The sequence below is a fragment of the Nocardia wallacei genome, assembly GCF_014466955.1.
Lineage (GTDB): Bacteria > Actinomycetota > Actinomycetes > Mycobacteriales > Mycobacteriaceae > Nocardia > Nocardia wallacei.
The window spans coordinates 5,317,350-5,331,448 of sequence record NZ_AP023396.1 but is presented as its reverse complement, the minus strand read 5'-3'; the positions used below and the strand labels follow the sequence as shown (position 1 = coordinate 5,331,448).

At 68.3% G+C, this 14,099-nt stretch carries 9 protein-coding genes; 4 read left to right on the top strand and 5 right to left on the bottom strand.

Annotated features, from left to right (window positions below):
* Positions 1 to 25: 25 nt before the first annotated feature.
* Positions 26 to 304 carry a hypothetical protein gene (locus tag NWFMUON74_RS23435; protein WP_187683955.1) on the top strand — a complete coding sequence of 93 codons (279 nt, stop codon included), beginning with the start codon at positions 26 to 28 and terminating at the stop codon, positions 302 to 304.
* A gap of 27 nt (positions 305 to 331) precedes the next feature.
* Here the strand turns inward: NWFMUON74_RS23435 and NWFMUON74_RS23430 are convergent, their stop codons facing one another.
* Both NWFMUON74_RS23430 and dnaE read right to left on the bottom strand, forming a co-directional pair.
* Complete coding sequence (locus NWFMUON74_RS23430; RefSeq protein WP_232110547.1) at positions 332 to 1,420, bottom strand: IS630 family transposase; 1,089 nt, start codon at positions 1,418 to 1,420, stop codon at positions 332 to 334.
* A 94-nt stretch (positions 1,421 to 1,514) separates the two neighbouring features.
* Complete coding sequence (gene dnaE / locus NWFMUON74_RS23425; RefSeq protein ID WP_269475289.1) at positions 1,515 to 5,060, bottom strand: DNA polymerase III subunit alpha; 3,546 nt, start codon at positions 5,058 to 5,060, stop codon at positions 1,515 to 1,517.
* A 313-nt stretch (positions 5,061 to 5,373) separates the two neighbouring features.
* Here dnaE and NWFMUON74_RS23420 point away from each other — a divergent pair, with 313 nt between their 5' ends.
* Positions 5,374 to 5,817, top strand: coding sequence for a hypothetical protein (locus tag NWFMUON74_RS23420; RefSeq protein WP_232110546.1), 444 nt, complete (start codon positions 5,374 to 5,376; stop codon positions 5,815 to 5,817).
* 36 nt (positions 5,818 to 5,853) lie between these two features.
* Here NWFMUON74_RS23420 and NWFMUON74_RS23415 read toward each other — a convergent pair whose 3' ends face one another.
* Positions 5,854 to 6,759: a LysR family transcriptional regulator gene (locus NWFMUON74_RS23415; protein ID WP_187683953.1), complete on the bottom strand. Its 906-nt coding sequence runs from the start codon at positions 6,757 to 6,759 to the stop codon at positions 5,854 to 5,856.
* A 199-nt stretch (positions 6,760 to 6,958) separates the two neighbouring features.
* Here NWFMUON74_RS23415 and NWFMUON74_RS23410 point away from each other — a divergent pair, with 199 nt between their 5' ends.
* Together NWFMUON74_RS23410 and NWFMUON74_RS23405 are read left to right on the top strand one after the other, a co-directional pair.
* Positions 6,959 to 8,053, top strand: a complete 1,095-nt coding sequence (locus NWFMUON74_RS23410; RefSeq protein ID WP_187683952.1) for a TDT family transporter — start codon at positions 6,959 to 6,961, stop codon at positions 8,051 to 8,053.
* Between the two features lie 102 nt (positions 8,054 to 8,155).
* On the top strand, positions 8,156 to 9,319 hold the full coding sequence (locus NWFMUON74_RS23405; protein WP_187683951.1) for a DUF2235 domain-containing protein: 1,164 nt from the start codon (positions 8,156 to 8,158) through the stop codon (positions 9,317 to 9,319).
* Between the two features lie 23 nt (positions 9,320 to 9,342).
* On the opposite strand, the gene treY is transcribed toward NWFMUON74_RS23405, so the two are convergent.
* Positions 9,343 to 11,772, bottom strand: coding sequence for a malto-oligosyltrehalose synthase (treY, locus tag NWFMUON74_RS23400; RefSeq protein ID WP_232110545.1), 2,430 nt, complete (start codon positions 11,770 to 11,772; stop codon positions 9,343 to 9,345).
* An 11-nt stretch (positions 11,773 to 11,783) separates the two neighbouring features.
* Positions 11,784 to 13,895 carry a glycogen debranching protein GlgX gene (gene glgX, locus NWFMUON74_RS23395; protein WP_187683949.1) on the bottom strand — a complete coding sequence of 704 codons (2,112 nt, stop codon included), beginning with the start codon at positions 13,893 to 13,895 and terminating at the stop codon, positions 11,784 to 11,786.
* Between the last annotated feature and the right edge of the window lie 204 nt (positions 13,896 to 14,099).

Here is a 14,099-nt window from a genome sequence, read left to right as displayed (position 1 = left end):
TCCGCGGAACGCGACGAGGTGGGAAATGAATTTCGAAGCATATCTGGATCGTCCGGTGACCCTGTTCGGTATCGCCCAGAACTCGATGACGGGCGCGGTACTCCTGTGCGGCTCGCGCTCCGTGGTCTACATCGAGGGCGTGCGGGAATGGAGCGACACCGACGTCTCCAAAACCTTCGAAGTGTCCGGCACTCTGGTCGCCGCGGGTGATGATGCCGATCTCTACAGTCCCGAGGGCGCGATCAAGCACGGCATCGGCAGACACTATGTCGTGAAGGACGCCACCGTGGAGCGCCTGTCCTGAGCGCGGGCCCGACTCCCTAGTGCCCCGTCAGGCAACCTTCGGTAGGTAATCGGGGTGCCGGATCTTCGATCCGACGGCGAAGTCGCGGATCGGTTCGGCGTGCTGGTTGCGCCAGCGGATGTAGGTGCCGATCGCGTCGTCCTGTTCGCCGTGGCTGCGGTGGTCGGTGCCGTTGAGAGCGAAGTACCGCAGCGCGGAGAACTCGCACTCGATGCGGTTCAACCAGGACGAATAGGTCGGCACGAACACCAGTTCCACATCGTTGGCAGCGCACCATTGCCGAACCTCGCGACGCTTGTGCACCGAATAGTTGTCCGCGATCAGATACAACCTCTGGCCCGGCCATCGGCGGCGCAGGGATTTGAGAAAGGTCAGGAACTCGGTCCAGCGTTTCCGGTCGCGGATTCGGTAGAACAGCTGTCCTGTGCTCAGGTCCAGTGCGCCGAACATGTGCCGCACACCCTGGGTGCGGTGATAGGTCGCCCGCAGCCGCCTCGGCGTTCGCCGGTCGAACCAGCCGCGACCGGGCCGGGGTTGCAGATTCAGCGGCCCGAACTCGTCGATGCAGACCACGCGCCCGTCGGCGGGAGGATTGTCGTACAGGTCCAGGACCCGGTTCATCTTCTCGACGAAATCCGGGTCATTGCTGGCCTTCCAGGTCTTGGTGGCCTGCCACGACACCCCACCGGCTTTGAGGATCTGGCGCAGCGTTTCCCGGCTGATGTCGGCGATATCGTTGTGCCGCAACACCTCTACCAGTTTCGACAGACTCCACACTGAGAACGGCCAGCCCAGATCACGCGGGCAGCACCGGGCAATGGAACAGATCCGATCACGTGTCGCCTGATCGGTCTTCGCCGGCCTGCCCGCGCTCCATTTTGGGTCGAGCGCGTCGAAACCCTTCTCGTTGAAGTCGTGGATCACTTGCCGCACATACGATTCCGACACCTGCATCAGCTTCGCGATCATCGGCACCGGCTGATGCTGCGCCGAGGCCATCACCACGATCGCCCGCCGCATCCGCACCGGCTGCTTACTGCGGCGGGCGACCTGGGCGAGCTTGCGACCCTCCTGAGGGGTCACCGCTCTGACGAACACATCCGGCTTCCGCGCCACCGGGCACCACCTCCACCGGCAGCATCGTGCTGCCGGTGGGCACGATCAACTCGACACCCCGGCAGTTACTGCACGAACCTTCCCGGACGCGGCACTAGCCAGCCAGGCACCCCGGACCCAGCAACGCCTTCAGATCACCCATCAGCGCCGACGACGGGGACACCCGCAGGTTGTCGGCGACCTTGAGCATGGTCGTCTTCTCGCGGGAGCCGACGTGGCGGATGTGGACATTGGCCGTGCCGGGGTGGCTGGTCAGCACGCGCTTGAGGGCGGTGATCTTGTCGGGGGTGCACAGGCGGGTCGGGATGGTGACCGACAGAGGCTTCTCGACGCCGATCGAGGACAGGTCGGGCACCGCGAGGTCGTTGGCGATCAGCGAGACGCGGTCGTCGCGGGCCGAGACGCGGGCCTTCACCAGCACCACGGCGTCCTCGACGACGTCCATGCCGTACACCGAATAGGACTGCGGGAAGAACAGCACTTCGATGCCACCGGTGAGGTCCTCCAATTGCGCTGAGGCCCAGGGCATTCCGTTCTTGTTGATGCGCCGGGTGACCGAGGCGAGGATGCCGCCGATGGTGACCTGCGCACCGTCTTTCACATCGCCCTCGAGGATGGCCGGAATGGGAGTGTCGGCCTGGGCGGCGAGCACGTGCGCCACACCGTCGAGCGGATGGCCGGAGACGTACAGGCCCAGCATCTCGCGTTCGAGGGCGAGCTTGTGCTTGGTGTCCCACTCCTCGTCGGGCACCTTCACGTCGAAGACCGAGGACACGCTGTCGTCGCCGTCGTCGAGGCCGCCGAACAGGTCGAACTGGCCGATCGCCTCGGCCTTCTTGGTGGCCATCACCGAGTCGATGGCATCGGAGTGCACCAGCATGAGGCCCTTGCGCGGATGACCGAGCGAGTCGAAAGCGCCTGCCTTGATGAGGGATTCGGTGACCTTCTTGGTGCAGGCGACGGTGTCGATCTTGTTCAGATAGTCGGAGAAGTCGGTGAACTTCGACTTCTCCTTGCGCGCGGCGATGATGGAGGCCACCACGTTCGCGCCGACGTTGCGCACCGCGCCCATGCCGAAGCGGATGTCGTTGCCGACCGAGGCGAAGTTGTGCTCGGACTCGTTCACGTCGGGCGGCAGCACCTGGATGCCGAGGCGGCGGCAGTCGGCCAGGTACACCGCGGCCTTGTCCTTGTCGTCGCCGACGGAGGTGAGCAGCGCCGCCATGTACTCGGCCTTGTAGTTGGCCTTGAGGTACGCGGTCCAGAACGACACCAGGCCGTAGCCGGCGGCGTGCGATTTGTTGAACGCGTATCCGGCGAACGGGAGGATGGTGTCCCACAGCGCCTTGATGGCCGCCTTGGAATACCCGTTGTCCTGCATACCTTTCTCGAAGCCCTCGAACTCGGCCTCCAGGACCTCGGCCTTCTTCTTGCCCATGGCGCGCCGCAGAATATCGGCTCGGCCCAGCGAGTACCCTGCCACCTTCTGCGCGATCTGCATGATCTGCTCCTGGTACACGATCAGGCCGAACGTGTCGCGCAGGATGTCCTTCAGGGGCTCCTCGAGCTCCGGATGGATGGGTTTGACCTCTTGCCGCCCGTTCTTGCGGTCGGCGTAGTCGTTGTGGGCGTTCATGCCCATCGGGCCGGGGCGGTACAGCGCGAGCACGGCGACGATGTCCTCGAAGCCGGTGGGCTGCATGCGGCGCAGCAGGTCGCGCATGGCGCCGCCGTCGAGCTGGAATACGCCCAGGGTGTCGCCGCGGGCCAGCAGCTCGTAGGTCGGGACGTCCTCGAGCGGCAGATTCTCCAGATCCAGATCGATGCCGCGGTTGGACTTGATGTTCTCCAGGCAGTCACCGATCACGGTGAGGTTGCGCAGGCCCAGGAAGTCCATCTTCAGCAGGCCGATGGCCTCGCACGACGGGTAGTCCCAGCCGGTGATGATGGCACCGTCCTGGGCGCGCTTCCAGACCGGGATCGCGTCCATCAGCGGCTCGGAGGACATGATGACCGCGCAGGCGTGCACGCCGGCGTTGCGGATCAGGCCCTCCAGGCCGCGTGCGGTCTCGTAGATCTTGTTGACGTCCGGGTTGGTGTTGATCAGCTCCCGGACCTCGGTGGCCTCCTTGTACCGCTCGTGTTCGGGGTCCATGATCCCCGACAGCGGGATGTCCTTGGCCATGATCGGCGGCGGCAGCGCCTTGGAGATCTGGTCGGCGATGGCGAAGCCCGGCTGGCCGAACTGCACGCGCGCCGAATCCTTCAGCGCCGCTTTGGTTTTAATGGTGCCGAAGGTGATCACCTGGGCGACCTTGTCGCTGCCCCACTTGTCGGTGGCGTAGCGGACCATCTCGCCGCGGCGGCGATCGTCGAAGTCGATATCGATGTCGGGCATCGAGACGCGCTCGGGATTGAGGAACCGCTCGAACAGCAGACCGTGCGGGATCGGGTCCAGGTTCGTGATGCCCATGGCGAAGGCGACCAGCGAACCGGCCGCCGAACCCCGGCCGGGGCCGACGCGGATGCCGACCTCGCGGGCGTGGTTGATCAGGTCGCCGACGACCAGGAAGTACGCCGGGAAACCCATCTGGATGATGACGTTCAGCTCGAACTCGGCGCGGTCGATGTACTCCTGGGACACGCCGTTCGGGAAGCGCCACTCCAGTCCGCGCATGACCTCCTTGCGCAGCCAGCTGGCCTGGTCCTCGCCCTCGGGGACCGGGAAGATCGGCATCCGGTCGCGGTGGGCCCAGACCTCCTCGTAGGACTGCACGCGCTCGCCGATGAGGACGGTGTTGTCGCAGGCGCCGGGCACGTCGGCGTCCCAGATGGCGCGCATCTCCTCGGCGGACTTCAGGTAGTAGCCGCTGCCGTCGAATTTGAAGCGGGTGGGATCGGACAGCGTCTTACCGGTCTGGATGCACAGCAGCGCCTCGTGGTTGCTCGCGTCGGACTCGTGCACGTAGTGGCAGTCGTTGGTGGCCAGCGGCGGGATGCCGAGCTTGCGGCCGACCTCGAGCAGGCCCTCGCGCACCCGGCGCTCGATGGACAGGCCGTGGTCCATCACCTCGAGGAAGAAATTGTCCTTGCCGAAGATCTCCTGCCATTTGGCGGCGGCCTCCAGTGCCTCGCGCTCGTGGCCCAGGCGCAGGCGGGTCTGCACCTCGCCGGACGGGCAGCCGGTGGTGGCGATGATGCCCTCGGCGTACTGGGAGATGATCTCCTCGTCCATGCGCGCCCACTTGCCGAGCTGGCCCTCGATGGAGGCCAGCGACGACAGCTTGAACAGGTTGCGCAGGCCGGTCGCGTTCTCGGCGACCATGGTCATGTGCGTGTAGGCGCCGGAACCGGAGACGTCGTCGCTCTTCTGGCTCGGGTCGCCCCACTGGACGCGCTTGGTCTGGAAGCGGGACGCGGGCGCGATGTAGGCCTCGATGCCGATGATCGGCTTGATGCCCTGCTTCTTGGCCGAGTTGTAGAACTCCGAAGCGCCGTACATGTTGCCGTGGTCGGTCATGCCCACCGCGGTCATTCCCAGCCGCTCCGCCTCCTTGAACAGGGGCGTGATCTTGGCCGCGCCGTCGAGCATCGAGTACTCGGTGTGATTGTGGAGGTGAACGAATCCCGAGGCTGACACGCGACGATACTGCCCCCGCGTGCGGGGCTAGCGCAAGTTCGACGCGCGGTGTCGAGTGAAGTAAGTGAATTGCCATGTGGCAGTGGGAAAGTCGACCAAAGGGACGCCTCGCTGAGGCGCGCAGCGAACCCGTATCAACCTTAGCAGCGAGCACTGACAATTCCCGCACCAGGGTCTTCCGGATGGCATGGCCTCCGGCTTGGCGGAGAGACGTCTGGCTGAACGGTCATGGGACGACCGGATGACTGGTACCGTCGCATGGCATCCGATCCGTGATGGTCACCGTCCACCTCCGGGGGTATTGATGCGTTCGATGGGATCTACGACAGCACTCGCCGCGGCGGCCCTGGTCGCCGGCGCCACCGCGATGGCTACTGCCGCACCGGCTTCCGCTGACACCAACGGCGGCCAGTTCGCCCGGGTGTACGCGCTGGCGAATGGCCCCTGCGGGGCGATCGTCGACTCTTCGGTGAACGGGAACGCCTATTCCGGCGCCGCCGGGTTCACCGCCGCGGTCACCTTGATCGGCGTCGGCAACTGCTCGCTCGATGTCACCCTGAACTGGCGCAATGTCGCCACCGGCGAGACCGGTAGCAAGACGCATCGCGCCAACGGGCCCGGGTTCTGGAGCAACGACGGCCGTTCGGCGATCTTCTCGCCGGGCTACGGTGACTTCGTGGGCACCGTCACCGTCGGCGCGGCCCATGTCCCCGAACCCGGGGAACTCCGCTTCACGGTCCGCCCCTACGAAGGCTGAGCACATTCTCTGAGAACCATTGCGGCGCAGGGCGGATCACCGGCGGCGGGCGATGGTGTACAGCGTGCGCGCGGGTCCGGTCAGCTGCTGGGCGGCGGGCCAGACCGCGCGAAGGGTACGGGTGAGATCGGCGTCGGTGATCCGGGGCGAGGCCAGTGTCCCGGTGGCCAATTCACCGGCGACGGCCAGGGAGCTGAGGACCGCGGGCGCCACGCCGGAGGCCACGGCGGACTTGATGGCGGTGGTGGAGGACAGTTCGAGCGCGACCGCCGGGCGAACGCCGGGGACGGCGGCGGTGACCGCGCGTTCGAACCAGGTCCGCGTGCCCGAGCCGGATTCGCGCTGGATGAGTGGTGTGGTGGCCAGGTCGCGGAGCGTCACCGTGCCGCGCCGGGCCCAGGGGTGGTGCGGGTGCACGACCGCCACGAGGTGGTCGCGCGCCACGGGATGACTCTGCAGGCCGCGGGCGGCGCGCGGGCTCTCGATGAATCCGATCGCCGCGCGGCCGTCCAGCACCGCCGTGCCCACTTCGGTCGAGTTCCCGGACTCCAGCGCGATGGTGGTGTCCGGTGCGGCGGCGCGCATCCCGGTCAGCCAGCCCGGGAACAGGTACTCCGCCACGGTCTGGCTGGCGGCCACCCGCAACCGGGAATCCCGTTGCGCGCGAAGGGTATCGATTCCCGCGTCCAGCCGCGCGGCGGCGTCGACCACGCCGCGCGCCCATTCCGCGATCAGCGCGCCCGCCGCCGTCGGCCGCGAGCCCAGCGTGGTCCGTTCCAGCACCGGCACGCCCACCAGCTGTTCCAGGTAGCGGATCCGCGACGACGCCGACGGCTGGCTGATCCCGTGCGCTTGCGCGGCCCGGCCGAGGCTGCCCAGCTCCACCACCGACAGCAGGAGGTCGAGCGCGGTCAGATCGGGAACCCGTGGCGACAGCGGCATAGGTCGAGCCTATGCCTCCTCGGCAAATACGCGGCCGGCCGCCACTCGAGCAGGCCAGAGCGAGGCCGAAAGGCAAACCGGGCATAGAGCCGTTCTATGTACCCATCGGGACGGGCTGGCTACCGCGGGAACGCGCGGCCGGGAACGGTGAAGGCATGAAACGGTGGCGAGAATTCGGCAGTGGCGGGGCGGTGTCCCGATGACCGCGGTGGCGCCGGTGCGGTCCGATATCCGGACGGCGGACGAGTCCGCGCTGCGGCGGCTCGGCCCGAACTGGTTCGCGGTGGTGATGGGTACCGGGATCGTCGGTACCGCGGCGGCGAGTCTGCCCGTGCGGTTTCCAGGACTGCGGGAGGCGGCCACGGCGGTGTGGGCGGCGGCGGCGGTACTGCTGGTCGTGCTGGTCACGGCGTTCGCACTGCAGTGGCGGCGACATCCGGACGTTTCGCGCGGACATCTGGATCACCCGGTCATGGCGCACTTTCTCGGCGCGCCGCCGATGGCCCTGCTGACCGTGGGCGCGGGCACGCTGCTGCTCGGGACGGACGTGATCGGTGCGCCGGCGGCGGTCGCGATCGACTGGGCGCTGTGGTCGGCCGGGACGGTGCTGGGCCTGGCGACGGCGGTCGTGGTGCCCTATCGCATGATCACCCGGCATCGCCTCGCCCCGGACGCGGCGTTCGGCGGCTGGCTGATGCCGGTGGTGCCGCCGATGGTGTCGGCGGCCACGGGCGCGCTGCTGGCGCCGCACACACCGGCCGGACAGTGGCGGCTGACCCTGCTGCTGGCGTGCCTGGCCATGTTCGGCCTGAGCCTGATCGCGGCACTGATCACCCTCACCATGATCTGGTCGCGGCTGGTGCACTACGGCACGCCGCCGTCCGGCACCGTGCCCACGCTGTGGATCGGGCTCGGTCCGCTGGGGCAGTCGATCACCGCCGCGGGCCTGCTCGCCGACGCCGCTCCCGCCGCCCTGCCGGGGCCGGAAGCCGAAGGGCTGCTGGTGTTCTCGATCGGCTACGGGGTGCTCGCGTGGGGGTTCGCGATGCTGTGGCTGGCGCTGGCCGCGGCGGTCACCGTGCGCACGCTGCGCGCCGGCGCGCTCGAATTCGATATGACCTGGTGGGGTTTCACGTTCCCGGTGGGTACCTGCGTCACCGGCAGCGCCGCGCTGTACCACCACACCGATGCGGTGCTGTTCGCGGTCTCCGCTGTTGTCCTCTACCTGCTGCTGGTGGGTGCGTGGGCGGTCGTCGCCGCTCGGACGGCGGTTGCGCAATGGCGTCGGCGATGAGACGAATATGCGGGAACTATTAACGCTTGCGCGGCTCGTCGGCGATGAATCGAGTAGTTCGCTACGCAGGATCCGTGGAGTACGGGGCGGGAGGATCGGGATATGAAACGTCTGGTGGTGTGCTGTGACGGCACGTGGGGATCCGAGAGCAATCCCACGGTCAGCAATGTCGTCAAGATCGCGGAGTCGGTGCGCCTGGGGACCACCCTGGACACCGGCGAACATGTGGGACAGCGAGTGTTCTACGCCGACGGCCCCGGCTCACAGGGCTACCTCGCCGACAAACTGCTCGGCGGCGCGTTCGGGCTCGGCCTGAACGCGAACCTGTCCACGATGTACTGGCAGGTCGCACTGAACTGGGAGCCCGGCGACGAGATCTTCGTCTTCGGCTTCAGCCGCGGCGCCTACACCGCACGCAGCCTCACCGGGATGATCCACCGCCTGGGCCTGCTGAAGCCGGAGGCCATGATCGGCAAGCGGTATCCGCAGGCGCTGCGCATCTACCGGCAGCGCAAGCGGCATCCCGACGACCCGGATCCGCAGGAGTGGGTGGATTTCCGCGCGGAGCACTGCCACTATCCCGTGCCGATCAAGTTCGTCGGCGTCTTCGACACGGTCGGCGCGATGGGTGTGCCCCTGGTGACCTCGTGGCGGTACCGCTTCCACGACATGCGGCTGTCGCCGCACGTGCACTGCGCCCGGCAGGCGCTGGCCATCGACGAGCGCCGTCGCATCTTCGCGCCCTGCCTGTGGGAGGTCACCGACGAGGCGGGCGTCGAGCAGCAGCGTGCCGATCGGGTGAAGCAGGTGTGGTTCAAGGGTGGCCACACCGACATCGGCGGCGGCCATTCCGATTGCCGCCTCTCCGATCTCACGCTGCGCTGGATGGTGGACGAGGCCGCCGCGCAGGGGCTGCAGTTCGATCGGGAGCGGCTCGAGCAACTGATGGGCACGCCCGCCTTCGACAACGCGGTGCGGCCGCACAACGCGCTGCCCCTGCCGTACCGGATCATGAATCTGCTGGGCCTGCTGGTGAATCCGCGCAATCAGCGTTACTACCCGGACTTCTGGCGCCGACTGTCCGCACCCGACGACAAGAAGGTGTCGCTGTCGTCGACGGTCGAGATCTGCGACGACTACCGTCCGCCGAATCTCCAGCGGTGGCAACGGGAACTGAGCGAGCAGGGCCGGACGCTGCCGAGCGAGCTGGTGGAGAACGTGGTGGAGGCGCCCTGTCCGGAACTCGAGCAGCCGGTGAGCGCCTGAGCGGTCCCGGCGGCGGGCGCCGCTCAGCGCACCAGCAGGGCCACCGGCAGCCGCGTGAACAACTTCTCCAGTCGTGCCCGTCCGGAGAAGGAGTTCCCGGTGAGGCGATCGGTCCAGGTGCCCTCGGGCAGATCCAATACCGTGTCGCCCCAGCCGATGTCGGCCAGGCGCGCACTGTGCCGGGTGGTCGCCACGATCACCTGCGGCGTCCCGCCCGCGCGGCCCCGCGCGTAGGCGACGAGGTGGTCGGCGCCGTCGCCGGTGGCGAACAGCGGGGTGTAGGTGCCGCCGACGAAGCAGTCCGGCCGCTCGCGGCGCAGCCACAGCGCGTACGCCACCACCCACATCTTGGCCGCCCCCGAGGAATCCAATTCCGGTGTGCCGGTGAGCGATTGCAGCATCGCCAGCCGGTGCCCGAAGTCGACCGGGCGGCGGTTGTCCGGATCGACCAGCGAGTCCTCCCACAGCTCGCAGCCCTGGTATATGTCGGGGATCCCGGGTCCGCACAGCTGCAGCAGCTTCTGCGCCAGCGCGTCCGACCAGGCGTGCTGCGACAGCTTGGCCACCAGGGCGTCGAGTTCCGCGCCGACCGGGCCGTCGATCACCGCGTCCACCCAGCGGTGCAGCCGGGCTTCGAAGTCGGAATCCGGTTCCTCCCAGGAGGATTGGGTGCCCGCCTCCCGGACGGCCTTCTCGGCGAACAGATGCAGCCGCTCGCGCAGCCCGGGAACCGTGGCGGCCGGGCGGCCGTCGGCGGGCCAGATGCCGAACATGTTCTGCAGCAGGAACAGTGCCGTCGCGCCGTCGGGCGGCGGTGTGATCTCGTTCCAGGCCGCCACCGCCTTCGCCCAGGTCTCGGCGAACTGTGACAGTACCCCGATCCGGGCCCGCACGTCCTCGCCGCGCTTGGTGTCGTGGGTGGACAGCGTGGTCATCGTCGCGGGCCAGCGGTTGGCACGCTCGGTGTTGGCCAGGTGGAACTCCAGCAGCGAATGGCCGAAGCGTGACGGGTTGCCGCCCAGCTCCTGCAGCGAGACCAGCCGCGCCGCCTGATAGAACATGGTGTCCTCGACCGCCTTGGCGTTCACCGCCCCGCACACCTGATGGAATCGCACCGCCGCCTCCCCACCGGCGGACAGCGCGGTCACCAGCACCGAAAGGGGCACGGTGAGTTCGCGATTGCGCTTGCCGACCTTCGCGACGATACTGCCCGCCATGCCCGCCAGCGGCGCGTAGTCGGTGCGGCAGACCGGCATGAACGACAGCACCTCGACGGTCGCGTTGGTCAGCGCCAGATCGCTGGTGGCCGCGGCGTCGAAGCCACCGATCGCCGCGTCGCGCTTGATCGCCGCGACCAGCCGCCGCACCTCCGGCACCAGCAGCCGCTCGGCGACGGCTCGCTTGATCCGGTGCTCGTTGTTGCCGAACCAGGCGCCGTTGCTGCCGTGCCCGCAGTACTGCCGCGACAGCGCGGTCAGCGTCGGCTCGCCGGACGGGTCGACCAGCACGCCGCTCAATTCGCCCAGTGCGTCGTAGCCGGTGGTGCCGTCGATGGGCAGCGTGGCGTCCAGCGGCTCGCGGCTGGCGAGCACCTTCTCCACCAGCAGCAGCCGGTGCGGGCCGATGAGCCGCCGCAGTCTCGCCAGATACGCCGCGGGATAGGCCAATCCGTCCGGATGATCGACCCGGACGCCGTCCACCAGATCGTGCTCGCACCAGGCGGCCAGCTCGCGATGGGTGAGTTCGAAGACCGCCGGATCCTCCTGTCGCAGCGCCGCCAGGCTCGACACCGCGAAGTAGCGGCGGTAGGTGCAGATCCCGGCCTTCCAGCTGACCAGGCGGTAGTGCTGTTTGTCGTGGATGCGCAGCGCGTTCTCGCCGTCGGTGCCCGGCGCGATGGGGAAGCGCAGATCATGCAGCGCCAGCATGGGTTCGGGGCCGGAGCGGTCGACGGTGAGGGCGGCCGGATCGTTCTCACTCTGCAGCACCGGCAGCGCCAGCCGCCCCCCGGCGCCGTTGTTCGGACTCCAGTCGATGTCGAAGCAGTGCGCGAACTGCGACTTCTTGCCGTTGCGCAGCACATCCCACCACCACGGATTCTGCCGCGGATCGCCGACGCCGACATGATTGGGCACCAGGTCCACGATCAGCCCCATGCCCCGGCTGCGCACCTCGTCCGCCAGCGCCTTCAACCCGCCCGGGCCACCGAGCGCCGCCGACACCGTGGTCGGATCGGTGACGTCGTACCCGTGCGGCGAACCCGGCATCGCGGTCATGATCGGCGACAGATACAGATGTGAGACGCCCAGTTGCTGGAGGTACTCCGCGATGGTGCGGGCATCGGCGAAGGTCAGCGTGTCGGGGCGCAGCTGCAACCGGTAGGTGCTGCGCACCGGGGTGGCGCGGGCGATCGGGCCGGTGCGGTGGTCGGGAGTGGCGGGGAATTCTGTCATCTCGATTTCGATCATGCGGTACGGCGGAGCACGAGCAGGCAGCGAGCGGGCACCTCGACCGTGCTCGCCGCGGTGTGGGTGGCGCTGGTGAGTCCGGTGGGCATCGAGCAGTCGAGCGCGGTCGACCATTCGGCGCCGTAGTCCGGGCCCGGAACGGTGAAGTGGATGGGGGCGTCGTGGGCATTGAAACACAGCAGGAACGAGTCGTCGCGGACGCGCTCGCCGCGCGGACCCGGCTCGGCGATGGCGTCACCGTTCAGGAACACCGCCAGGGAGCGGGCGAAACCGGACTCCCAGTCGGCGGCGGTCATCTCCTCGCCGGACGGGGTGAACCAGGCGATGTCGGCGTCGGCGCCCGGAGCGGGGCGGCCGTCGAAGAAGCGGCGCCGCCGGAATACGGGGTGCGCGGCACGCAGCCCGAACGCGTGGGCGGTGAACTCGACCAGTTCCGAATTCTTGTGCGCCAGTGACCAATCCATCCACGACACCGGCGAGTCCTGGCAGTAGGCGTTGTTGTTGCCCTGCTGGGTGCGGCCCAGTTCGTCACCGTGCGACAGCATGGGCGTGCCCTGCGACAGCGCCAGGGTGGCGATCATGTTGCGGCTCTGGCGTTCTCGCAGCGCGTTGACCTCCGGGTCGTCGGTCGGGCCCTCCACGCCGCAGTTCCAGGACCGGTTGTGGTTCTCGCCGTCGCGGTTGTCCTCGCCGTTGGCCTCGTTGTGTTTGTCGTTGTAGGACACCAGGTCTCGCAGCGTGAATCCGTCGTGCGCGGTCACGAAATTGATGCTGGCGCCCGGGCGGCGGCCGGTGGCCTCGTACAGATCCGACGAGCCGGTGAGGCGGGAGGCGAATTCGCCCAGGGTGGCCGGGCGGCCGCGCCAATAATCGCGCACCGTGTCGCGGTACTTGCCGTTCCATTCCGTCCACAGGCCCGGGAAGTTGCCCACCTGGTAGCCGCCCTCGCCGACGTCCCAGGGTTCGGCGATCAGCTTCACCTGGCTCACCACCGGATCCTGCTGCACCAGGTCGAAGAAGGTGGACAGCCGGTCGACGTCGTGCAATTCGCGCGCCAGCGTGGCCGCCAGGTCGAATCGGAAGCCGTCGACGTGCATCTCCAGCACCCAGTAGCGCAGGGAGTCCATGATCAGTTGCAGCGTGTGGGGGTGGCGGACGTTGAGGCTGTTGCCGGTGCCGGTGTAGTCCGTGTAATGCTCGGGATCGTCCTCGCGCAGGCGGTAGTACGCCGCGTTGTCGATGCCGCGCAGCGAGATGGTGGGGCCGAGATGATTGCCCTCGCCGGTGTGGTTGTAGACCACGTCCAGGATGACCTCGATGTCGGCGGCGTGCAGTGCCCGCACCATGGCCTTGAACTCGGTGACCGCCGCACCCGCCCGGGCGTCGGCGGCGTATTCGCTGTGCGGGGCGAGGTAGCCGAAGCTGTTGTAACCCCAGTAGTTTCGCAGTCCGCGATCGAGCAGCAGCCGGTCGTGCAGGAACTGGTGCACCGGCATCAGCTCGAGCGCGGTGACGCCCAGGGACTTCAGGTGCTCGATGATCGCCGGGTGGGCGAGACCGGCGTAGGTGCCGCGTATTTCCGGCGGTACCTGCGGGTGGGTGTAGGTCATGCCCTTGACGTGGGCCTCGTAGATCACCGTCTCGTGATACGGGCGGCGGGGAGCGCGGTCGTCCGCCCAGTCGAAGAACGGGTTGACGACCACGCCGGTCATGGTGTGCCCCAGGGAATCCCGGCCGTAGGCGTACAGGGCGGGGTCGTTGCCGAACTCCCCGGCGAACGCCTTGCCGTAGGGATCGAGCAGCAGCTTGCTCGCGTCGCAGCGCAGCCCGCGCGCGGGATCGTAGGGGCCGTGCACCCGGAATCCGTACCGCCGGCCGGGCGCTACGGTCGGCACGTAGGCGTGCCAGACGTAGCCGTCGACCTCTTCCAGGGGGATGCGGGTCTCGGCGCCCGCGCGGTCGATCAGGCACAGCTCCACCCGCTCGGCCACCTCGGAGAACACCGAGAAGTTGGTGCCGGCCCCGTCGTATGTCGCGCCCAGCGGGTACGCGGTGCCGGGCCACACGCCCAGCGGTGCCGCGTCTGCGACCGGGTGGGGCTGAACCATGCCCCCGACCCTAATCGCAGCGCGGCCGGAGGCGGTGTCCGAGTGCCGGTTGCGGGCTCAGTCCGCCAGCCAGCGTCGTTCGTAGCCGGTACGGCGGGCCAGCCGGGCCAGGCCGCCGAGGACGAGGCGCTGGAGTCCGGCGGGCGCGGCCGGCGCGGAAGGTGTCGGCACGGCGCGCACACGAGTGCGCTGCCGGATGGCCGA

Excerpts from the sequence above, each read along its gene's own strand:
- NWFMUON74_RS23410 (WP_187683952.1), top strand. The coding sequence starts at position 6,959 with ATGACCGCGGTGGCGCCGGTGCGGTCCGATATCCGGACGGCGGACGAG.
- NWFMUON74_RS23435 (WP_187683955.1), top strand. The coding sequence starts at position 26 with ATGAATTTCGAAGCATATCTGGATCGTCCGGTGACCCTGTTCGGTATC.
- NWFMUON74_RS23415 (WP_187683953.1), bottom strand. The coding sequence starts at position 6,759 with ATGCCGCTGTCGCCACGGGTTCCCGATCTGACCGCGCTCGACCTCCTG.
- treY (WP_232110545.1), bottom strand. The coding sequence starts at position 11,772 with ATGACAGAATTCCCCGCCACTCCCGACCACCGCACCGGCCCGATCGCC.
- NWFMUON74_RS23420 (WP_232110546.1), top strand. The coding sequence starts at position 5,374 with ATGGGATCTACGACAGCACTCGCCGCGGCGGCCCTGGTCGCCGGCGCC.
- NWFMUON74_RS23405 (WP_187683951.1), top strand. The coding sequence starts at position 8,156 with ATGAAACGTCTGGTGGTGTGCTGTGACGGCACGTGGGGATCCGAGAGC.
- glgX (WP_187683949.1), bottom strand. The coding sequence starts at position 13,895 with ATGGTTCAGCCCCACCCGGTCGCAGACGCGGCACCGCTGGGCGTGTGG.